The 21078-nt window shown below is 70.1% G+C and carries 17 protein-coding genes; 8 read left to right on the top strand and 9 right to left on the bottom strand.

What is annotated here, in order from left to right:
• Positions 1-15: 15 nt before the first annotated feature.
• Together ACSYGO_RS43155 and ACSYGO_RS43150 are read right to left on the bottom strand one after the other, a co-directional pair.
• The gene (locus ACSYGO_RS43155; RefSeq protein WP_460390071.1) at positions 16-1272 is read right to left on the bottom strand and encodes an LPXTG cell wall anchor domain-containing protein; all 1257 of its coding nucleotides are present in this window, start codon (positions 1270-1272) and stop codon (positions 16-18) included.
• Positions 1273-1560: 288 nt separating this feature from the next.
• A complete protein-coding gene (locus ACSYGO_RS43150; protein WP_426675160.1) occupies positions 1561-2205 on the bottom strand; it encodes a DsbA family oxidoreductase in 645 nt (214 codons plus the stop codon).
• 310 nt (positions 2206-2515) lie between these two features.
• On the opposite strand from ACSYGO_RS43150, the gene ACSYGO_RS43145 reads away from it, so the two are divergent.
• The 3 genes from ACSYGO_RS43145 to ACSYGO_RS43135 all read left to right on the top strand — a co-directional run bounded on the left by ACSYGO_RS43145 (position 2516) and on the right by ACSYGO_RS43135 (position 4737).
• A complete protein-coding gene (locus ACSYGO_RS43145) occupies positions 2516-3829 on the top strand; it encodes an MFS transporter (protein ID WP_460390070.1) in 1314 nt (437 codons plus the stop codon).
• A gap of 28 nt (positions 3830-3857) precedes the next feature.
• The gene (locus ACSYGO_RS43140) at positions 3858-4490 is read left to right on the top strand and encodes a TetR/AcrR family transcriptional regulator (protein WP_426675162.1); all 633 of its coding nucleotides are present in this window, start codon (positions 3858-3860) and stop codon (positions 4488-4490) included.
• A 61-nt stretch (positions 4491-4551) separates the two neighbouring features.
• Positions 4552-4737 carry a hypothetical protein gene (locus ACSYGO_RS43135; RefSeq protein ID WP_460390069.1) on the top strand — a complete coding sequence of 62 codons (186 nt, stop codon included), beginning with the start codon at positions 4552-4554 and terminating at the stop codon, positions 4735-4737.
• Here the strand turns inward: ACSYGO_RS43135 and ACSYGO_RS43130 are convergent.
• The 3 genes from ACSYGO_RS43130 to ACSYGO_RS43120 form a co-directional block, all read right to left on the bottom strand.
• A complete protein-coding gene (locus ACSYGO_RS43130; RefSeq protein ID WP_460390068.1) occupies positions 4727-5950 on the bottom strand; it encodes a cytochrome P450 in 1224 nt (407 codons plus the stop codon). The genes ACSYGO_RS43135 and ACSYGO_RS43130 overlap by 11 nt on opposite strands.
• 168 nt (positions 5951-6118) lie before the next feature.
• Entirely contained in the window at positions 6119-7171 is a 1053-nt protein-coding gene (locus ACSYGO_RS43125) for a DUF6745 domain-containing protein (protein ID WP_460390067.1), read from the bottom strand.
• Positions 7172-7193: 22 nt separating this feature from the next.
• The gene (locus ACSYGO_RS43120) at positions 7194-7520 is read right to left on the bottom strand and encodes a hypothetical protein (RefSeq protein ID WP_345654169.1); all 327 of its coding nucleotides are present in this window, start codon (positions 7518-7520) and stop codon (positions 7194-7196) included.
• A 170-nt stretch (positions 7521-7690) separates the two neighbouring features.
• Between ACSYGO_RS43120 and ACSYGO_RS43115 the strand changes: the two genes are divergently transcribed.
• Genes ACSYGO_RS43115 through ACSYGO_RS43095 form a run of 5 tightly spaced genes read left to right on the top strand, consistent with a single transcriptional unit; the run spans position 7691 to position 12832 of the window.
• Positions 7691-8650, top strand: a complete 960-nt coding sequence (locus tag ACSYGO_RS43115; RefSeq protein WP_460390066.1) for an STM4015 family protein — start codon at positions 7691-7693, stop codon at positions 8648-8650.
• A gap of 11 nt (positions 8651-8661) precedes the next feature.
• Positions 8662-9813 (top strand): STM4014 family protein, encoded by a 1152-nt coding sequence (locus ACSYGO_RS43110; RefSeq protein WP_460390065.1) that lies wholly within the window; start codon positions 8662-8664, stop codon positions 9811-9813.
• Between the two features lie 7 nt (positions 9814-9820).
• Positions 9821-10636 carry an STM4013/SEN3800 family hydrolase gene (locus ACSYGO_RS43105; protein ID WP_460390424.1) on the top strand — a complete coding sequence of 272 codons (816 nt, stop codon included), beginning with the start codon at positions 9821-9823 and terminating at the stop codon, positions 10634-10636.
• Entirely contained in the window at positions 10633-11970 is a 1338-nt protein-coding gene (locus ACSYGO_RS43100; protein ID WP_460390064.1) for an STM4012 family radical SAM protein, read from the top strand. The genes ACSYGO_RS43105 and ACSYGO_RS43100 overlap by 4 nt, the downstream gene beginning before the upstream one ends.
• A 10-nt stretch (positions 11971-11980) precedes the next feature.
• Positions 11981-12832: an STM4011 family radical SAM protein gene (locus ACSYGO_RS43095; protein ID WP_432176476.1), complete on the top strand. Its 852-nt coding sequence runs from the start codon at positions 11981-11983 to the stop codon at positions 12830-12832.
• A 121-nt stretch (positions 12833-12953) separates the two neighbouring features.
• Here ACSYGO_RS43095 and ACSYGO_RS43090 read toward each other — a convergent pair whose 3' ends face one another.
• From ACSYGO_RS43090 to ACSYGO_RS43075, 4 genes are all read right to left on the bottom strand, one after another.
• Entirely contained in the window at positions 12954-13394 is a 441-nt protein-coding gene (locus ACSYGO_RS43090) for a DUF6896 domain-containing protein (protein ID WP_460390063.1), read from the bottom strand.
• Between the two features lie 71 nt (positions 13395-13465).
• Entirely contained in the window at positions 13466-14386 is a 921-nt protein-coding gene (locus tag ACSYGO_RS43085) for a DUF5829 family protein (RefSeq protein WP_460390423.1), read from the bottom strand.
• Between the two features lie 198 nt (positions 14387-14584).
• Positions 14585-17005 carry a SpoIIE family protein phosphatase gene (locus tag ACSYGO_RS43080; protein WP_460390062.1) on the bottom strand — a complete coding sequence of 807 codons (2421 nt, stop codon included), beginning with the start codon at positions 17003-17005 and terminating at the stop codon, positions 14585-14587.
• Positions 17006-17494: 489 nt separating this feature from the next.
• Positions 17495-17944, bottom strand: a complete 450-nt coding sequence (locus ACSYGO_RS43075; protein WP_460390061.1) for a hypothetical protein — start codon at positions 17942-17944, stop codon at positions 17495-17497.
• Positions 17945-21078: the final 3134 nt, after the last annotated feature.

The raw sequence follows: 21078 nt of genomic DNA, 5'->3' as shown, positions 1-21078 counted from the left end.
CGGGGCAGGGCGTCGTCAGGAGGACTTGGCGGTCGCGCGGCGGCGGCGTACGGCCAGGACCAGGCCGCCGCCGAGGGCGGCGGTGGCAGCCGCGGCGGCGGCGATGAGCGGAGTGCCGTCGGAGCCGGTGCTCGCCAGGTTGCCGTCGACGGAACCAGTGGTGGAGCCCCCAACGGTCGAGGCGCCGGTCGAGGTGGAGCCGGTGCTGCCCGTACCGCCCCCGCCCGAGCCGCCGGTGGACTGGCCCTCGTGGTGGTTGCCGCCGCCTGTGGTGGAGCCTCCGTCGGTCGAACCGCCGCCGGTGGAGGAACCGCCGACGGTGGCGGGGTCCTCCTCGTTGTCGGTGGGGATGGCGACGCGGATCGTGTCCTTGTCGTTGGCGGGGTTCTTGTCGAAGAACGGGTGGATGTCGTAGGCGGAGGTCGCCTTCACCCAGCCGGTGGTCGTCCGCGCGTCGTCGTCGATGCTGAGCATGAACGTGAACAAGAGCTCCTCGCCGACGTCCATGGTGTAGTCGGCGGGCCAGCAGACGTAGGTGGACTTGCCCGGCGTGCCCCCGGGGTCGGTCGGGCCGTCGATCCCGAACGGAGCGCATTCCTTGGGGACTTCGGTGGCGACGGTGTCCTTGGGGATCCGGACCATGAGCGCCGTCTGGTCGTCGCTCTCCTGGTTCTGGATCCAGCCGGGGCCGTCGTTGCGGAGCCTGACGGTGATGGACTGGCTGTTGCCCGCGAGGGCTTCGGTGTCCTCACCGATGGCGACGAGGTCGGCCGAGCTGTCGGCGGTCAGGGTCAGCCGTCGGTGACTGTCGCCGAACCCTTCGCCCGGCTCCTCGCCGGTGGCCGAGGTGCCGTACTGGACGGCCTCCATCAACGCGTTGGGCAACGCCTTGAACCGCACCGGAGTCTCGATGGAAGCGCCCGGCTCGATGACGGTGTCGAGCTCGCACAGGGCCTGCCTGACCTGGTCCTGGACGGTCGAGTAGGTGCAGCCCTCGACCTCCTCGGGGAAGTCCAGCCCTCGCGTCAGCCGGACCCGGAACGTGACGCCGTCCGCGGCCGCCGTGCCCTTGTTGGTGATGACGACGGACTTGTCGTACACCTCACCGGGCTTGGGCGAGGTACGCGGCAGGCTCGAGATCACCAGTGAGGGCTCGCCCTCCTCGGCGTGCGCCGGGGAAGCGGCGACCGCGGGAGCGACCGCGGCGATCGCGGCAGCGGCCACGCAGGCCGCGGACACGCGGAGGTGCGAGGTGCGAATGTGCTGGCGCACGGATGGGTCTCCTCGTCGAAACAGGAAGCAAGGCGACCGGAGGTTCGCCGTCCGGTCACGTCTTGGACACCTGGAAGGCCTCAAGGGTTGTGCCGCTGTTCGGGGAGACGGCGAGGAGGGGCCGGGGCAAGGGCAGGATCACGGAGGGCGTGGCGTTGGCGAGCGGGGAGCTCCGCACGATCGCGCGCGGCGACAAGCGTCGAGACCCCAGGTCGGCGGCAGTCCAGCCGGTCGGGCTGCCGCCGAGCCCTGGAGGTGTCGGGGCTTCCGCCTCTATCGGCGTCGCCTTCAGGCCGCCGGTCGATCCGCCCAGGCCTGTTCCAGCGCTCGGGTGAACCCCTCCGGCGCCTGGACACCGCTCACCCCGTAGCGCCGGTTCAGCACGAAGAAGGGCACGCCGGTGGCGCCCAGTTCGGCCGCCAGTCGCTCGTCGGCCCGGACCTCCGCGGCGAACGCGTCCGGATTCTCCAGTACTTCCCGCGCCTCCGCGGCGTCGAGCCCCGCCTCGACGGCCAGACTGTGCTGAGTCCGCCTGTCGTAGACCGAGCGCTCCTCAGCGAAGTTCGCCCGGAAGGCGAGGTCCGTCAACTCGGCCTGCCGGCCACGCGTCTTGGCGAAGTGGGCGAGCCGGTGCAGGTCGAAGGTGTTCCCGAAGACACGGCCGCCGATGCGGTACCCCAGTCCGACCTCGCGCGCCATGGCCGCGGCCTGCTCCTCCCGGGCCACCTGCTGCTCACGGGTGCGCCCGTACTGTGCGGCTACCGCGTCGATGATCGGTACGTCACCGCCCGAGGCCTCGGGGTTCAGTTCGAAGGAACGGTGGACGACCTCCACCTGGTCCCGGTGGGCGAAGGCCGCGAGCCCCCGATCGAAGCGAGCCCTGCCGACGTAGCACCAGGGGCAGGCGATATCGGTCCATATTTCGACACGCATCTTCAACATCTCCTTGCTTGTGAGCGGCGACGCTCTGCGATCAGGCGCTTTCCCACCGAGACGGCCCGGTTGGCCGGTTCCAATATAGACGACCGACCGTCTACATGAGTGGCCCCGTGTCGCGGGCGCAACACCACTCCCCCGCGACACGCGAGGAACGGCCGGGAATAGCGACTCCCCACCCACTGTTGCCGGAGTGATTAGACAGGTCTGTCTAGTGTCTGGGTGAGAGCCCATGCACGAGTCCCGAAAGTGATCCATGAGCTCTGTATCCACAGCCAAAGCCGGTACCCCCGCGAGCCGCCCGGCCGTGACCACTCCCGCGCACGCCGGCGCGAGGAAGCCGCTGCTCGGGCCGCTGGCCTCCGTCGGCCTGCTGGCCTCGATCCTCGTGTCACTCCTGGCCGCGTCGAGCGCGCCGACACCGCTCTACGCGATCTACCAGCAGCACTGGGGCTTCTCCCCCATCACCGTGACCGTCGTCTTCGGCGTCTACGCCGTAGCCGTGCTGGCCTCCCTCCTGGTCTTCGGCAAGATCTCCGACCACGTGGGCCGACGGCCGGTCCTCCTGGCGGCGCTGCTGGGACAGGCCCTCGCGATGGTCGTGTTCCTCACCGCCACCGGGGTGGGAGGACTGCTGGCCGCCCGCATCGTCCAGGGCCTGAGCACCGGAGCAGCGGTCGGCGCGATCGGCGCCGGGATGCTCGACATCGACCCACGCCGCGGCGGCTTCCTGAATTCCTTCGCCCCGGCGATCGGGACCGCCAGTGGCGCCCTGGTGTCCGGTGTGATCGTCCAGTACCTGCCCGCGCCCACGCACCTCGTCTACGTCGTGTTGCTCGCGGTCTTCGTCCTGCAGGCCCTGGCCGTACTCGCGCTGCGCGAGTCGGTGAGCCGGAAGCCGGGCGCGCTGGCGAGCATGGCGCCCGAGATCAAGCTGCCCGCGGCCGCGCGCACCCCGGTGGCCATCGCCGCCCCTGTGCTGTTCGCGGTGTGGGCACTGACCGGTCTGTACGCCGCACTGGGACCGGCCATCGCGAGGACTCTGGAGCACTCCGACTCCGTGGTGTGGGGCGGGCTGCCCCTGTTCGTGCTCGCCGGCTCCGCGGCGCTGGCCGTGGTGTTCCTGCGCCGGACCGCGACGCAGACGGTCATGCTGATCGGCATCGGCACGCTGGTCGCCGGAGTGACGATCACCTTGGCGTCCATCGCCTCAGGTGCGGGTGGCGTGGTCCACGTGGCCGGGTTCTTCCTGGGCGGCGCGATCTCCGGCTTCGGCTTCGGCAGTGGCTTCCAGGGAGGCATCCGCATGGTGATGCCTCAGGTCGCTCCCCACGAGCGGGCCGGCGTGCTGTCCCTCCTGTATGTCGTGTGCTACCTGGGTCTGGGTGTTCCCGCAGTCATCGGCGGCATACTGGTCGTGCACGGCGGCGGGCTCGTACAGACCGCCCGGGAGTACGGAGCCGCGGTCATCGCGCTGGCGCTCATGGCCCTGACCGGACTCGTGGTCAGCGGCCGTCGCGCGGAGCGGGTCTCAGTGGTCCGGTCCCACCCCGAACCCCGCGCAGTCGTGTCCGCCGCGCAGAGCCCGTGTGTGGCGGACGTCGCCGCACGGGCAGAGTGAACCGGGCCGTCCGAAACGGGTGAGACGAGTGGCTACCAGGACCGTGCAGAAGGCGTCCGCGCGACAGCGCCTGCTCGACGCAGCCAACGAACTCTTCTACAGCGAAGGCATACAGACCGTCGGCATCGACCGTGTCATCGAGCACGCCGGGGTCGCCAAGGCATCTCTCTACAACACCTTTCGGAGCAAAGAGGGACTGGTCTGCGCCTATCTCGATCTGCGCAGCACGCGCATTCAGGAGCGGATCACGCGGACGCTGGCCCGCTGCCGGACCCCGCGCGAGCGGCTGCTGGGAATCTTCGACGCCCAGGGTGAGGCGTTCGCCGAACCCGGATACCGCGGCTGTGCCTTCATGCGGGCCACGGCCGAGGCCCCGGACGACGGCTCCGTCACCCGCGTCGCCGAGGCCCACCGGGTGTGGCTGCGCGGCCTGTTCACCGAACTGGCCGCCGAGTCCGGCTATGCCGATCCCGAGTCCCTCGCCCGCCAACTGCACTGTCTCTACGACGGTGCCGCCCACTCCGCGCGCATGGACCGTGATCTCTCGGCCGCCGCCACCGCTCGCGCCGCTGCGTCGGTCCTCCTCGACGCGGCACCTCTCGCCGAGACCGCCGCGTCCGAAGGGCTCCTCACCGGCGGGCCCGCCGAACCAACGGCGTGAGCAGGGCGACCGAACCAACGGCGTGAGCAGGGCGGCCGAACCGACCGCGTGAGCAGGGCGGTTGCCCTCGCGCAGGCTGATCGGTGACACCGCGCAGAAGCGGCGCGACGACCGGCGACCCCGCAGCCCGCAGCCCGCAGCCCGCAGCCCGCAGCCGATGCTCACCGACCGCCGGAGAACACCCGCGTCCGGCGAGCACACGGCCGACCGCTGCGTTGCCTGCCGGCTCGGCGAACTCAAGCAGTGACCGGTGTGAAACGCACCGGCAGTGCCTTGGGGCCGCGGGTGAACACTCCGTGCTCGACCGGGTCGAAGCCGTCGGCGAGGCGGAGGTCGGGCATGGTGTCCAGCAGCTGGTTCACCCCCACCTCGACCTCCGCCTTGGCCAGCAGCGCACCGACGCAGAAGTGCCGGCCGAGCGCGAAGGCGAGGTGGTCGGCGGCGGCCGAGAACGCCGAGGTCGTGGTGAGGTCGTCGCGATGGATGTCGAACCGGTCCGGATCACGGTAGCGCTGCTCGTCGCGGTTGGCGGCGCCGATGAGACACGTGACGGTGGCGCCGGCCGGGACGGTGCCGCCGGTGACCTGGACCTCGGTCGCCGACTGCCGCATGATCATGTGAACGGGCGGGGTGTAACGGAGGGTCTCCGCGAAGGCGGCCGGGATCAGGCTCCTGTCGTCGCGGACCGCCGCCAGCTGCTCGGGATGGAGCAGCAGGTTCGCCATGATGCCGGCGATCGCCTTGTCGGTGGTCTCTCCGCCTGCGGCCAGCAGCAGGCTGCAGAAAGCCTTGATGTTCTCGTCGCTCATGCGCACACCGTCCACCTCGGCGGCGCAGAGCGTGGACAGCAGGTCCTCACCCAGGTTGTCGCGTCGTTCGCGGATGATCGGGATCATGTACTCGGCGAATTCCACGCGGGTGCGCTCGCCCGCGGCGGCCACTTCGGGGTCGCCGGAGAGGTTGCCGAGGAAGGCGATGACGGCCGTGTACCAGCCGTGGAACCGTGCGTGGTCGGCCTTGTCCAGACCCAGCATGTCCGCGATGACGTTGACGGGCAGGCGGGTCGCGTAGTCGCCGACGATGTCGGCGGATCCGGAGTGCCGGAAGGTGTCGATGAGTTCACGCGAGTTGCGCTCGATGACGGGCAGGAACTTCTCCTGCAGGTCGCTGCCGCGGAACGCGGGGGCGACGAGGGCTCGCCGTACCGCGTGTTCACGCCCGCTGAGCTGCAGGATCGTCTTGCCGTGGACCGGTTCGAGTTGCCAGTTGTAGTTGTCGGTGGTGAACTCGGCCTGCTTGTCCTTGAAGACGCGTTCGACGTCCTCGTAGCGGGAGATGATGTAGCTCTGGGTGGCCTCGTGCCAGATCAGGGGCTCTTTCTCCCGCATCACCGCGTAGGCCGGGTAGGGATCGGCGGCGAACTCGGGCGAGAGGATGTCGGGGAGCTGCTGGGCGGACACGGGACTCCTCGGATAGGTGACTGACCGTCAGCGACCAGGCTAGTGATCTTCGGAGGTAGCAAACAGGCCTGTGCTGACGGAAGTTCAACGCGCCCCGGCTGACGCAGAAGACTGCCGTCGGCGGACCGCGGCACGGCCGCAGCGCCGTCTGCCGCCGACGCCCCTGTCTCAGGTCTCCCGCACCGGCGCGTACACCTCGGCGTCCAGTCCGAACGTCCAGGCGACTCCGGCCTTCGCCGTGCGGGTCGACGGCGGTACCCGCAGCCAGTACGTGCGCCGGGTGCCGTCCGGCTCCGGGGTGGAGTTGAGTACCTCGACCATCACGACGGGTTCGTCGTCGACCAGGTCGATGCGCCACAGCGTGCCCGTCTCGTCCTGGTGCACGGGCCGGGCGCCCGAGTCGGCGAGATAGCGGTCGTAGCCGTAGTACTCCAGCATCACGCGCCGCAGTTCGGCGTTCTCCTCGGAGCGGATCCGCTCCGGTGTGAGCGTGGACAGTTCGGCGAGGAAGTCCGCCGGTACGGGCATGCCGCGCCAGGCGTACAGGGCGAAGCCGTCGGGGTAGGCGAGCGCCGGACCGTCCCCGTGGTCGAGGCGCCCCGCCTCGTCGCGGTGCAGGGCCACCGGCCGCTCCGACAGGACCGCGACGCGGGCGAACGGCCACCACCAGCCGGCGCTGCGGCAGATCGCGGCCAACGCGTCGAGCGGGCCGTCCGCGGCGGGGAACGCGGCGAGCCAGGGCGCGTCGTGCTGTCCGAGCACGGCGTCCAGGAGGAGCAGCCGGACCTCCGCGGCCTCCTTGCCCGTGTCCCGCCCGACCAGCTCCTCGATGACGCCGGCGCGGATCCGGTCCACGAGGGACTGAGTGGAGTCCCACAGCCGGCCGCCGGTCGCCGCCCAGTGCGCGGACCAGCCCGCGGCCCCCAACTCGGCGTGCAGCCTGCGTCTCTCCAGCGCCCACGGAACGCTGCGCACCGCGTCCCGCACGCTCGGCCCCCGGTCCGCCAGCTCCCTGACGAGGGTGACCGCCTCCCGCGGCGAGCCCACCCACACCACACGCTCCGGCTCCGCGAGTCCCGCCAGCCGGTAGGCCCGCCGGACGCCGTCCTCGGCTGCCGCGCGATCGGCGGGCCCGGTCGCGCAGGCCCACGCGCGCCACCGGCCCAGCCCGTCCGGGGAGATGCTCTCCGCCACGGTCTCTTCGATGTCCGTCCTGGTCATGTGCCCCTCCACCGTCCGCAGTTCAGTCCGCCACGATCCGGACGGATCCGGGCACGTACTCCCGTTGCCGGATCACCCGGTACCAGCCCTTGGGCAGGGCGATCACCGCGTGCTCCTCGTGCACGACCCGGCCGCCCTGGGGAAGGTGCAGCAGCAGCGGCCCGAACGGTCCCGGCTCACGCACCAACTCGCCCGGCCCGACCACCGCGTGGGCATGCCCCGTGACCTCGCCCAGCGCCAGGACGAGCCGGCCCCGGCCGTCGCGCTGCTCCCTGGGGGCGTGCGCCACGTGCGCCGGCACCGCCCCCTCCGTCACCGGCACGATCAGCACGTCTCCCTGTCGGTACATGGCTGTCCCCTCACCGCCGGGTGCACCGCGCACCGGCCTCATGACCACGACCGTAGGGGCCACCACTGACAACGCCCCGAACCCCGCCCCGCCGACCGGTGTTGTCAGTGCCTGTTGGTAGAACTGCGGACATCACAGACCGCACACCCTTTCTCCTCGGGAGCAGCCGCATGACCATCGGTGACCACCTCGACTCCCTGTATCGGCTGCCCGCGCACACCTTTCCGGGTCCGGACGGGCGCACGGACGACCTCCCCGAGCCGGACTCCGTCGCCTGGCGCATCACCAGTGACGTGTACGACGCCGACGAGGACTGGCCGGAGGCGTTCACTCGTTTCTGCGCCGTCGTCGACACCACTCGAGTGCGCGCGCTGATCGTCGGGGCCTGGCAGGAGGCCTACGACTCCGACCCCTCCCCCGTCATCGAGGCCCTGCTCGCCGTCCGGGACCGCTTCCCCGCGCTGCGTGCCCTGTTCCTCGGCGACATGGTGATGGAGGAGTGCGAGATCTCCTGGATCCACCAGACCGACGTCACCCCGCTCCTCGCCGGGTTCCCCGCCCTGGAGGAGTTCGGTGTGCGCGGCGGGTCGGGGCTGGTCTTCACCGCGATGAGCCACGACGCACTGCGCAAACTGGTCGTGGAGACCGGCGGGTTGCCCGTCCAGGTGGTGCGCGGCATCGGCGCGAGTGATCTGCCCGCCCTGGAGCACCTCGACCTGTGGCTCGGCACGCCGGACTACGGCGGCGACAGCGAGGCCGCCGATCTGGAGCCGATCCTGTCCGGTGCCCGGCTGCCGCGCCTGCGTCATCTGGCCCTGCGCAACAGCGAGATGCAGGAAGCGGTCGCCGCGGCCGTGGCCGCCGCGCCGGTCGTGGACCGCCTCGATGTGCTGGACTTGTCCATGGGTGTGCTGACCGACGAGGGCGCCGCCGCGCTCCTGGGCGGCCAGCCGCTCACCCACCTGAAGAAGCTCGACCTCCACCATCACTACCTCAGCAAGCCCGTCGAGGACCGTGTGCGACTGACTCTGGAGCCTGCGGGCGTCGAGGTCGACCTCGACCGCGACGACGCGGAGGAGGACACGGAGGACGACGGCACGGTCTGGCGCTACGTCGCCGTGGGCGAGTGAACGCCTCTTCCATGGTTCGACCGGTGTTCGGCGACGGTCCGCGGTTCGCCGTGGTCGGCAATCCCGAGAACCGCCGGGTGTCCCTGTTCGCGGACGCGGTGCGCGCGGCCGGCCTGCCCGGCCCGCGCGTCGTCGCCTGGACGGACGTCCTGCACGAGGGGGGAGCCGGCTTCGCCGCCGACGAGATCGTGCGGATCGACTCCCCCGGCGAGAATCCCGAGGTCGACCGGCTGTTGCGGGGCGCTTCGGATCCCACCCGGGTCGAGGGGTCGGCGCGCTGGTACCACGGGTTCATGGCCGCGCTGCGGACGCTGCGCGGCGGTGTCCGGCTCGACGACGCCGACGATCTCGCGGTGCTGTTCGACAAGCGGGCCTGTCACACCGTGCTCGACGCGGCGGGGGTCCCCGTCCCCGCCTCGCCGACCTCGGGCGCGGACGGCCTGCCGGTGCGCGGCTGGGACGATGTGCGGGCGCTGATGCGCGAGCACCGCATGTCCCGGCTGTTCGTCAAGCCCGCTCACGGGTCGTCGGCGTCCGGAGTTCTCGCCGTCGAGACGGGTGGCGGCGGCCGGATCAGGGCCACCACGTCCGTCGAACTGGCCCCGGGCGGCGCTCTCCACAACACCCTCAGGGTGCGCCGCTACGACAGCGAGCGGGACATCGCCGTCATCGTCGACGCGCTCGCGCCCGACGGGCTGCATCTCGAACGGTGGGTGCCCAAGGCCTCCCAGCTGGGCCGCGCCGCCGACCTGCGCGTGGTCGTCGTGGCCGGACGGGCCACGCACGCCGTGGTCCGCACCAGCCGTACGCCGCTGACCAATCTGCATCTCGGGGGCAGCCGAGGCGACCTCGACACCGCCCGTCAGGCCGTGGCGGCGGCGGGCGCCCGCTGGGCCGACGTGCTGGACGTGTGCGAGCGCGCCGCGTCCTGCTTCCCCCGCACCCTGTGTGTCGGCGTGGACCTGCTGCCGGCCGTGGGCTGGCGCAGGACCTTCGTCGGCGAGGTCAATGCCTTCGGCGACCTGCTGCCGCGGCTGACGGGCCTGCCGGGCAGTGGCGCCGAAGGCCTGGACACCTATGCGGCGCAGGTGGCGGCCGCCCTGCGAGGTCCCGCCCGGCCCGGCTCGCTCCACCCGTACAGAACAGGAACACCCCATGCCTGAGCCCGACATGAACGAGGTCGTCGGCCACCACGACATCCTCCTGGTCACCCTCGACACGCTGCGCCACGACGTGGCCGTCGAGCTGGCGGCCGAGGGCCGCATCCCCCATCTCGCCCGCCATCTGCCCGGCGGCCGCTGGGAAAGGCGTCACGCGCCGGGCAGCTTCACCTACGCCTCGCACCAGGCGATCTTCGCGGGTTTCCTGCCCACCCCGGCCGAACCGGGGCCGCACCCGAGGCTGTTCGCGGCGAGCTTCGCCGGCAGTGAGACCACCGCCGCCGGCACGTTCGTCCACGACACCCCCGATTTCGTCTCCGGGCTGGCCGAGGCGGGCTACCACACCGTCTGCATCGGAGGCGTGGGCTTCTTCAACAAGCACGGCCCGCTCGGGACCGTACTGCCCGGCCTCTTCCAAGAGGCCCACTGGAAGACGGAGTTCGGTGTCACCTCGCCGCACTCCTTCGAGAACCAGGTCGCCCGCGCCGAACAGGTCGTCGCCGCGCTCCCCGCCGAGCAGCGGCTGTTCCTCTTCGTCAATGTCTCCGCCCTGCACCAGCCCAACTGGTTCCATCTGCCCGGCGCGACCCGCGAGGCCGGTGACAGCCGCGAGACGCACGCCGCCGCGCTGGAGTACGTCGACCGGCACATCGGCCGGCTCTTCGCCGCCGCGAGCTCCCGGCGCCGCTGCTTCGCGATCGTCTGCTCCGACCACGGCACCGCCTACGGCGACGACGGCTACACCGGTCACCGCCTCGGCCACGAGTGCGTGTGGACCGTGCCGTACGCCCACTTCTTTCTCGACCCCGCCGAGGCCGTCCGATGACCACCGCCCAGCTCACCAGCCCGTACCAGCACTACGTGTACGCCTATCCGCACAAGACCGCCTACCGCAGACTGCCCGACCGGCCCGCGCTGCGCTCCCTGTGGGCGACGGAGGACAAGAGCGCCCTCTCCCTGTATCTGCACATCCCGTTCTGCGAGGTCCGCTGCGGGTTCTGCAACCTCTTCACCCGCATCGGCGCCCCCGAGGGCCTGACCGGCGCCTACCTGGACGCTCTTGAGCGGCAGGCGGGTGCCGTGCGCGAGGCGCTCGGCGACACCGACCCGGTGCGTTTCGCCACCGCCGCCTTCGGCGGGGGCACCCCGACCTTCCTCACCGCGGCCGAGCTGGAACGCCTCTGCGACATCGCGGAGCACCGCATGGGCGCGGACCTGCGCGCCATCCCGCTGTCCGTCGAGGCCTCACCCGCCACGGCCACGGCCGACCGCCTCGCCGTGCTGGCGGGGCGCGGCACCACCCGGCTCAGTCTCGGCATCCAGAGCTTCGTCGACTCCGAGGCCAGGGCCGCCGTACGCCCGCAGCGCCGCGCCGACGTCGAGGCCGCGCTCGCCCGGATCCGGGACACCCGCATCCCGGTCCTCAACATCGACCTCATCTACGGCATCGACGGCCAGACCGAGCAGACCTGGCTCCGTTCCCTCGACGCCGCCCTCGCCTGGCAGCCCGAGGAGCTGTACCTCTACCCCCTCTACGTCCGCCCCCTGACCGGCCTCGACCGTCACCGCGCCGGACCCGGGCCCGACCCGGCCTGGGACGCACAGCGACTGCACCTGTACCGGACGGGCCGCGACCACCTCCTCGCGCGGGGCTACACCCAGCAGTCGATGCGGATGTTCCGGCGGGCCGACGCCCCGCAGCAGGGTGCTGACGACTACGCGTGCCAGACCGACGGCATGATCGGCCTGGGCTACGGCGCCCGCTCGTACACGGCCGGTCTGCACTACTCCTTCGACTACGCGGTCGGGATGCACGAGATCCGCGGGATCATCGACGACTACGTGACCACGTCCGACTTCGGCCGTGCCGAGGTCGGTTACCGCATGGACGCGCACGAGGCGCGCCGGCGTCATCTCCTCCAGTCCCTCCTCCAGGCCGAGGGCCTGCCCGTCGACGACTACCGCGCGCGTTTCGGGAACGGCCCCTTCGACGACTTCGGTGCGGAACTCCAGCGCCTCGTCGACCGCGGCTGGCTGGCCGACACGCACGCCACGTGGCTGCGGCTCACTCCGGAGGGACTCGCCCACTCCGACGCCATCGGCCCCGAGCTGTTCTCCCCCGCCGTCCGGTCCGCCATGGCCGCGTACGAGAGGAAGTGACCGGCCCGCCATGGATCTGACCGTCCTGTACCGTGGCCCGCTCGCCTCCTGCGACTACGACTGCCCCTACTGCCCGTTCGCCAAGCGCCGCGACTCGACCGCCCAACTCCGTGCCGACCGGGCCGCCTTGGAGCGCTTCGCGCAGTGGGCCGCGCAGAGCGAGGACCAGTTGTCGCTGCTCTTCACGCCGTGGGGCGAGGGCCTGGTGCGCTCCTGGTACCGGCGCACCCTCACGGAACTGTCCCGCCTGCCGCACATCCGCCGGGTCGCCATCCAGACCAACCTCAGCTGCCGCACCGACTGGCTCGCGGAAGCCGACCGGGACACCCTCGCCCTGTGGTGCACGTACCACCCGGGCCAGACACCCTACGACCGCTTCCTCGCCAAGTGCCGCGACCTCGCGGAGCGCGGTGTGCGCTTCAGCGTCGGTGTCGTGGGCCTGCCCGAGCACCTGGAGGCGGCCCGTCGGCTGCGCGCCGACCTGCCCGGCCACGTCTATCTGTGGATCAACGCGGCCGAGGGACACACCTATCAAGATGCCGAGGCCGACGAATGGACCGCGCTCGATCCCCTCTTCCCGTACAGCCGCCACCCGCACACCAGCGCCGGACTGCCCTGCCGCACGGGCGAGTCGGTGATCTCGGTCGACGGTGACGGTACCGTCCGCCGCTGCCATTTCGTCCGCGCCGAACTGGGCAACCTGTACGACGGTTCGTACCGCGCCGCCCTGCTCCCCCGCCCGTGCCCGCTCGCGGTCTGCGACTGCCACATCGGCTACGTCCACCTGGAGACGCTGCCGCTGTACGACGTGTTCGCCGGCGGGGTGCTGGAGCGGGTGCCGGCCGTGCTTCCCGGGCAGTGACCTGCCCGCGCCGTGACGGTCACGGCGCGGGCGGGTGACGGCGCCCCCTCGTCCAGGGCGCAGTCCTCGGGCAGTCCATCAGCACCTTTCGGAGACAGTCGGCAGCAATCCGACGCTGGTGTCAGGCGGGGGCCTCGGCTTCAGCCACACCGAACCACCCTGGCCGCACCTCGACCAGCGGCGGTTGCAGCGAGTCCACTGCGGACCGCAGGTCCTGATCCGTGGTCCGAATCGGTTCCGGCAGGCTCTGTGCGTGACGTCGCAGCCGCCACAGATCGAAGATCGCCCTCCCGTCGGCCGCGAAGTCGACGTCGACCTCCGTGCCATCTCCGGTGATGAAGCGGCAACCTGCTCCGTGGACCTTGTAAAAGTAGGGGCCGACTCGACCACTCCGGGCGAGCCGGTGCGTGCGGATCAGCCCGGTCACGTCTGCCAGTTGCTCAAGCGGGGGGATCGCCTCCCGCATGGCCTCGTCGATCGCATGGAGAGCGGCGAGGTAGCCGAGGACGAGATCACGCGCCGTCGTCGGCTGCGGTCCTCGCGCACCCGAAGCCCGTTCCATACCGCCCGGCCTCCCGCATACATGGTCGAAAGGATGGGGTGCGCCCCCGTTGGCGCGGCGCACCCCACTGTCTACCGGGTGCCGTTGTCGGCGAACGTCCACACGGCGCGGCTGCCGGGGCCGACCGTGAGGGTCGACCGGCCGATCCGCTCGACATGCCGGCCCTTCACCGGCCGGTTGAGTGACATGTCGACCCGCTGCAATCCTGCTTGGTCGCGCGGGACGGAGTCGAACCGAATCGTGGTGCCGCCACGTTCGGCGACGACGCCGCCGCCCGGTACGGTCCGGACGGCGAATCCGCCGGCCCGCAGCAGGGGCACCGTGTCGGCGAGGTCGCCCTCGGTGACCGCGAGGCTGACGGAGGTCACGTCTCGCATCAGGTGGGTGCGGTAGTCGTCGGAGAGGTAGCGCTCCCGGCCGACGTCACCGGGAGAGGTCGCCGGCTCGGTGTTGCTGCGAGGGTCGGCGAAGTACTCCGGCCGGTACTCCATCGCCCAGGCTCCGAAAGCGTCGTACCGGGTGGCGGTGAGGATGGCGTCGAACCACGGCACGGGCACACCGTCTCCGAAGTCCCGTGTCTGGAGGAATTCGACGGGGTCGGCGACACCTTCGTCCTTCAACCGCTCGGTGACCGTCGCCAGATCGTCCGCTCGTTCGGTCGAGAGGCCCAGCCCGGCGGAGCCGAGGGTGCCGTCCTGGCCGGCGAGGTCACCGACTCCGAACAGTTCCAGATAGGTCTCACGGCCCATCAGATAGCGGCCGGTCCACGTCTGTCCGCCGGTACCGGTCGTGGTGCGGACCTGAAAGTTCGCGAAGTCCCGCAGGTAGTCGGAGTGCTCGATGGCGTCGGCGGTCTCCCGGTCGAGGACTCCGTAGGAGTGGTTGTAGAACAACAGCTGCCGATCGTACGAGGACCGGCTCCCCTCCGCCTGTGCGGTCCCCACACCAGCCCCGAGCGCTCCGGTGAAGGCGACAGCGAGCACGGTGATCATCCGTAATATCCGGTGAAACAGCATGTGCGGGATCGTAGGACGGGGACGACGCGGTTGCTGTTCCTTTTGACCCAGGCCGAAATGCTTGACACCGGGTGATGGCCACCGGCGCAGAAGTGGCAGTCGCCAGGCCCGTCGCCGACACACCCCCAAGCCCACACCGATGGTTCTTTTCGCGCAGGTCGTGGCAGTCGCGGGTCATGAGGGCGGCAAAGGCTGCTCCGTCCAGACGGTCTTGCCGTCGTGGCTGTAGCGGGTGCCCCACCGCTCCGTGAGCTGTGCGACCAGGAAGAGCCCGCGTCCGCCCTCGTCCGTGATGTGGGCCCTTCGGAGGTGGGGGGAAGTGTGGCTGGAGTCGGACACCTCGCAGATCAGGCACTGCGCACGGATGAGGCGCAGGGTGACGGGGCCGGCCGCGTACCGATAGGCGTTGGTGACGAGCTCGCTGGCGACCAGTTCGGTGGTGAAGGCCAGTTCCGTCAGCCCCCATTCGGTCAGTTTCCCGGTGGTCAGTTCCCTGGCGCGGGCAGCGGCGGTCGCTTCCAGGGGGAGCTGCCACGAGGCGACATCCTCTGGCGGGAGCACCCGGGTACGGGCGATGAGCAGCGCGATGTCGTCGCTGGGGACGTGTCCGACGGGCAGCAACCCTTCGACCACGGCCTGGCAGATACGGTCCATGGGGTCGGTCGGGCGGGCGAGACATGCGCGCAGATTCTCCAGCGCGGCGTCGATGTCACCGCTGCGCGCCTCCAGGAGGCCGTTGGTGTAGAGCGTGAGCAGGCTTCCCTCGGGGAGGTCGTGGTCACACGTTTCGAACGGCAGTCCTCCCAGGCCGAGCGGCGGGCCCGCGGGCACGTCGAGCATGGTCACCTGGCCGTCCGGGGTGGACAGCAGTGGCGGTGGGTGGCCGGCCCGTGCCAGAGAGCAGTGCCTGGAGACCGGGTCGTAGACCGCGTAGAGACAGGTGGCCCCGACCACCTGCTCCACCGCCGACGGGATGCCGTCGGCGTTCGCCTCCAGTTCGGCGGCCAGCACACCGACCAGATCGTCCAGCCGGGCAATGACCTCGTCCGGTTCCAGGTCGAGGCTGGCCAGGGTGCGCACGGCGGCGCGCAGGCGTCCCATCAGGGCCGCGGCGTGGATCCCGTGGCCGACCACGTCTCCCACGACGAGGGCGACACGGGCCCCTGACAACGGGATCACGTCGAACCAGTCACCGCCGATGCCCGGTTCACCGCTCGCCGGCAGGTATCGGCAGGCCACCTCGACGGCCGGCAGGTCGGATGCCGCGCTCGGCAGCAGACTGCGCTGCAGAGTCAGAGCGGTGCTCTGCTGCTGGGTGAATCGGCGCGCGTTGTCGATGCAGACGGCGGCGCGCGAGGAGAACTCCTGGGCCACCGCGGCATCGTCATCCTCGAAAGGCTCCGAATGGCGAGCTCGCCACAGGCTCACCACGCCCAGCGCGAGGCCGCGCGCCACCAGGGGCACCACGATCAGTGAATGAACGCCGAGACCCAGGGCGACCTCGATCCGTCGCCGGTCCATGGAGTACCACTCGGGGCGGAGGGACAGCAGTCGTTCCAGAATCGTGCGGCGCTCGGCCAGGCACCGCGCCTGCGGAGAATCCGGAAGGAGCGGGACCGCCTCGCCCTCCTGGAACGGGATCCGGTGCTCCGGCGGCGCGAGGGCCACCCGGAACAGCGGACCTCCCACACTCCGGGGCGGTTCGTCACCGACTGTCACCGGTTTCAGAAGGTCCACCGAGCAGTAGTCGGCCAATCCGTCGACGGCCACCTCGGCCAGCTCCCGGGCCGTCTTTGTCACGTCCAGCGAGGTTCCGATCCGGGCACTCGCCTCGTTCAGGAGCGTGAGTCTGCGTCGGGCCTGGTAGCGCTGAGTCACGTCCTCGATCGTCTCGGCCACACCGAGAACCCGGCCCGAGGAGTCTTCCATCCGGAACGCCGAGACGGACACCATCCGTTCTCGACCCGGATCATGCCGCGTCCGGGCCGACTGCTCCGTGAAGATCCACGGCTCGCCGGTCTCCAGGACCTGTCGTACCCGCTCCTCGGCCGGACCTGCGTCCTCGTCGACCATGAATTCGCGGGGGCGACGGCCCACCGGCGCCTCGACCGGCACGCCGCTCGCCTTGGCGATCGCACGGTTGACCCGAATCACTCTGTTGTCCGGGCCGTAGGTGACCAGACCGATCGGGGACCGACGGTAGAGGCCGTCCAGCAGCGCACGGTCCCGTTGCCAGGCGATGACCTCCGCGGCAGGGGCACCGACCATGATCCACTCCCGAGAGTCCCCGTCGCGGGTGATCGCACGGGCCCGAAAGCCCATCTCCACACGGTGTCCGTCGCGGTGCCGGAGGGGCAGGACTCCGAACCAGCCCCCCGTCCTCATGGCGTTCACGACGGCCGACCGCGCAACATGCAGGTCACGGGCGTCGACCAGGAGGTCCTTCCACGCGTGTCCGATCACTTCCTTGGCCGTATAACCCAGCAGCTCCTGGGCACGTACGCTCCAGCCGACCACGGTGCCCTGATCGTCGAGCACCGCCGAGGCGCCATGCCCGAGGGCGAACGGATCCTCCGGGCTCTCGCTGAAAAGCATGGACGGCGTCCCCATAACCACCACCTTGCCTACGTGATTCCGATGTTCCTCCCCTCGGTCTCCGTCCGCGACTCTCCCGTCCTGTCGGTCGGCGACTCGGCGCGAGTGGCATGGCGACGCTCAGCGCGTGTACGAAGCCCCGAGCGCTTCTGCCGCATGGTCTCGGGCGAGCAACGTCGCGCCTCCGCTGGGCGGTGTTGACGACCGTGCATGCGTAAGGTGCATGCCATGCCGAGGCAGGCTCGCGGCCGTCGCCCGGACGACTTCCCGTACCCGTTTCTCCCTGAGATCGACGGCCTCCTCCATGGGGCTACGAGTTCAGCGGCGATGAAAACTTCTTCCTACTGCGCGGCCCCGCCCCCGGCCCTTGGAAGGTTGTGACTGCAGTGCCTGGGGTCAGCCGCACGACGTTCGACGGCCCGTCCGTCAGCTTCGCCGTGGCGTCCACGGCCGTCGACCACTACCCCACCTGCAGCAGCGGCTCCGTCGTCACCGGCTGAGAGACAAGGCGTCGGCCTTCACCTGGCCCTCCACCTGATGGGGTGAACCGGCGTCCCGCCACCGTTCCACGTCCGTCGTGCCGCGCGGTGCGGTCCTCGCGTCCAGGCCCGAGAGCATCAGGCTTCGGGTTCCCGAGCGCACACCCACCGACCACTTCTCGGTGGAGGTGCTGCGCAGGGTGTAGCGCCGTCCCGGCTCTCCGACGGCATCCATGTTCTCCGTACGTGTGGTCACTTGCCAGTACGTGCCGTCGGCCGCCGAGGTCTCCGCCGCCTGCGCCACACCGAGCAGTTCCATACGGTCGTTCAGCGTCGCGGGCGCGCTCGACGGCGGACGCGTACCGGCCGGAGCACTGATCGGCTCTGCCGCTCGTCCGGACTGCGACGCCGCTCCCAGCGCGATCAACACGTCTGGGCTGCCCGTCTCCCCGGCGGGCATGGGCTGGGCACCGGCGTGCGCGGGGTCTCCGAACGGGGATGAGGCGCTGTCTGTACGTCAGGTGCGTTATCGAGCATGCTGTATTCCCCTGATCGGCAGCATTCGCCCCTTGTGCGGAGCACGGTCGGCAGGCGAATCGAGAGGTGTCCTCCGGATCGGCAGCCGGCGTCGAGTCTGCTTCCGTCACTGGGGGCCGTGTAAGGGAACGGTGGGACGCGGTGGGGACGTCACCCGATGAGGAACAGCGTGGGGAGATCGAGCTCAGGAACGTGGGACGGGCGCCGACCGAACTGGACACCCCAGTGCCTCAAGAGTCCCGGAGGCTTGCGGAACTGCTCAGGGTCCTGATGTTCGGTCCCTTACGGGAGCACGGGTTCGGGTATCGGGAGATCAGCGGTGCTCTGGGCAACGGCTACAGCCCAGCGACCGTCTCTGCAGTCTCGCGTGCGTCGAGGCTGCCCTCCTTCGTCGAACTGACTCGCCTGATCGCTCTGGCCGAGGAGAAGACCGGCCGCAAGCTCAGCCCTGCTCGGCAGCAGGAGTTGCAGATCGCCCACCTGAAGGCGTTGGAGGCCGACGGATCGCACCTGCCGGAGCTGTTCATGGCCGAGAACGCCTGCCAGGCCTACCAGGTGGAGTGCGCGCGTGCCCAGTCCGCCGAGGGGCATGCGAAGGACGAGCTCCTGCAGGCACACCGTCTGATAGGCAGGGCCAACCGAGCTGAGGCCAGGGCTGTGTCGGTGCTCGCCCGGTCGCAGCAGAACCGGGATCGCCAGGCCTCACGTCTGGCTGAGACCCAAAAGATCCTCCAGAGGGTGCAGGACGATCTGGCCACGCAGAAGGCGGTGTTGGGCCACGAAATTCTAAGGCTTCGCAACGCGTGCGCCCGGGCACGAACGCGGCGACAACAGGCCGAGAAGAATGCGGCAACCGCTCAACGAAAGCTCGCCCACGCACGGGAGAGGCTTCTCCAGGAGGTCGCGGACCGGGAGGCCGTAGCAGAGGAACTGGCTGTGGTGTCAGCGACGCTCCAACAGGTGCGCAAGGAACGAGATGTTCTCAAAGAGGCCGAGGAACTGCGTGGCAGAGAGGCGTCCGTTCTTGCCGATGCCGATGCTGCGGTGCGCAAGGCTGAACGGGATCTGTCTCAGGAGCAGGTACTGATCGGGGCAGAAGGCTCGGTGGGTGGGCCGGAGCCAGTTCAGGAGGACGAGGAAGTACAGAGCGATCGACTGTTGCAGGCGGCGCTGTTCGCGCCGGAGGCCGAGTTGGCTGACCTGCTCGCCGAGCTGGCCGAGGACGGGGATGACGATGCCGCGGCGTTCGTCCTGTCGACGGCGGCCGCTCGGCCCGGCAGCGAGGTCGCAGCACTGATCCAGATTCTTGGTGAGGCCGGCTACTGGCCGCACAGGAACCAGTTGTTCCAACACGCTGCGCAGCAGCCGGCCGAGGCAGTGGCGGAACTGCTGCGTGTGCTGGAGCGAGCAGATGCTCCCACCGAGATGGGGCTGCTCTTCGATGCGGCTGCGCTGGCTGACGTGGCCAGCCTGCTGCACCATCTGTTCGAGGTCGAGCAGCGGGTCTATGCCGCGCGTCTGCTGGACGCCGCTGTCCGCCGGCGCTCCGCGGCCGACGTCGCGGGCCTGCTGCTCATGCTGGATCAGGAAGGCCGACACCAGGAGGCAGACGGTCTGATCAAGGACGCGGCTACGTATCGCACCCCCCGCGACATTCTGCGATTGATCGACCACGCCGCTGCGATGGACATTGCCGAGCGTTACATCCGTGTGGCGATCGAGACTGCGGCTCAGCGGACCCCCAAGGCAGTGGTGACGCTCTCGCATGCCTTGGTCAGCGCCGGCAAGGGTTCGCTTGCAGCCGGGCTTCTCGGACATACAGCCGGTGGCCCGTTGGAGGCTGTGGCCGAGACTGCCGCGCTGATCGCCTCGGACCATCCGCACGGTGAAGAAGTCGGCTGGCTGCTGGTTCCCTTCGTGCAGCAGCGCCCTGAGCAGCTGTGGCAGATGGTAAGCCATGTCGCCACGCGCTCCCCTGCCGTGACAGCGGCTCTGTTGAAGGAGATCGGTTCCAGCACTTCCCCGGACCTGCTCGTCGAGTTGGTTCTGCGGACCGCGGATTTTCTGCCGCTGGCGATGGCGGGGCAGGATGAGGAAGCAGTCGACATCGTGCTGGGCCACGCAGCGCTGCGTCCGACCGATCAGGTTCTCAGCCTGGTGCATCTCCTGTCGGAGCATCGTCGGGACCTGGCCGACGCCCTGGTCAGGCAGGTCGCACGAATCCCCACCGAATCCGCCGTAGGAGTCATCGCCGGACTCCTCGGCGACGACTCCGAGGCCCCCGCGGTACTCGCACTGGTGGCCACCGGCTCGCTGTGTCTGCGGGACCTCCTCACCCTCGCGAGGGGTCTGTACGAGACTGGCCATCGCGGCCGTGCCACAAGCCTCCTGCGCCGGGCGGGAACTCGTTCCTCCTTCTCTGCCTCCGAAGTCGCTCTGGTCTTTCATCCGCCCCTCCCGGGCTGGATGGCGCTGGCACTGCTGGAAGGCGCGGCCACTCGGCACGACGACCTCGTGACGGATCTGGTGGTGGAGTTCTACCGCCACGGACTCCACCCGTACGTACAGATGCTGCTGTGCGCCACATCGACGGAGGCCGGCACGGTAGTGCCGCTGGCCGTGAGTCTTTGGGATCACGACCTGTTTCAGGACGCCTTCTGGCTCGTGGGCCGCTTCGCGGAAACAGCGTCAGCCGACGAGCTGGCTCTCGCCTTCTCGCTGGCCTCCGACCCGCTGATCAGTGAACTGATTCTCCAGGTCGTGCAGGGGCCGGGCGGGCGTGGTGGTCGGCTTGTAGAGGCTCTTTCCCGACGCCAGTTGGTACACGCGGCTCTGGCGGTACTGAGCGAGGGCCGGCGTGAGCCCGGTTCCTGGGCGCACGCCTGTTCCGCCGTTCTTGAAAGGTTCGGAAGAAGTCGACAGGCTCAATGGCTGGCCATGCAGCGTGACGATCTCGCCGATGGGTACCCACCGGCGGAGACGGCTCAAGAAGCCGCATGGGCATTCAGTCACTTTCGTAGCGCCGGGCAAGAGACTCTGGCTGAGGAGATCCTCCTC

The sequence above is a fragment of the Streptomyces krungchingensis genome, assembly GCF_054729265.1.
Note: the sequence above shows the minus strand (reverse complement) of the source record. Positions and strands in the feature narration are given on the sequence as shown.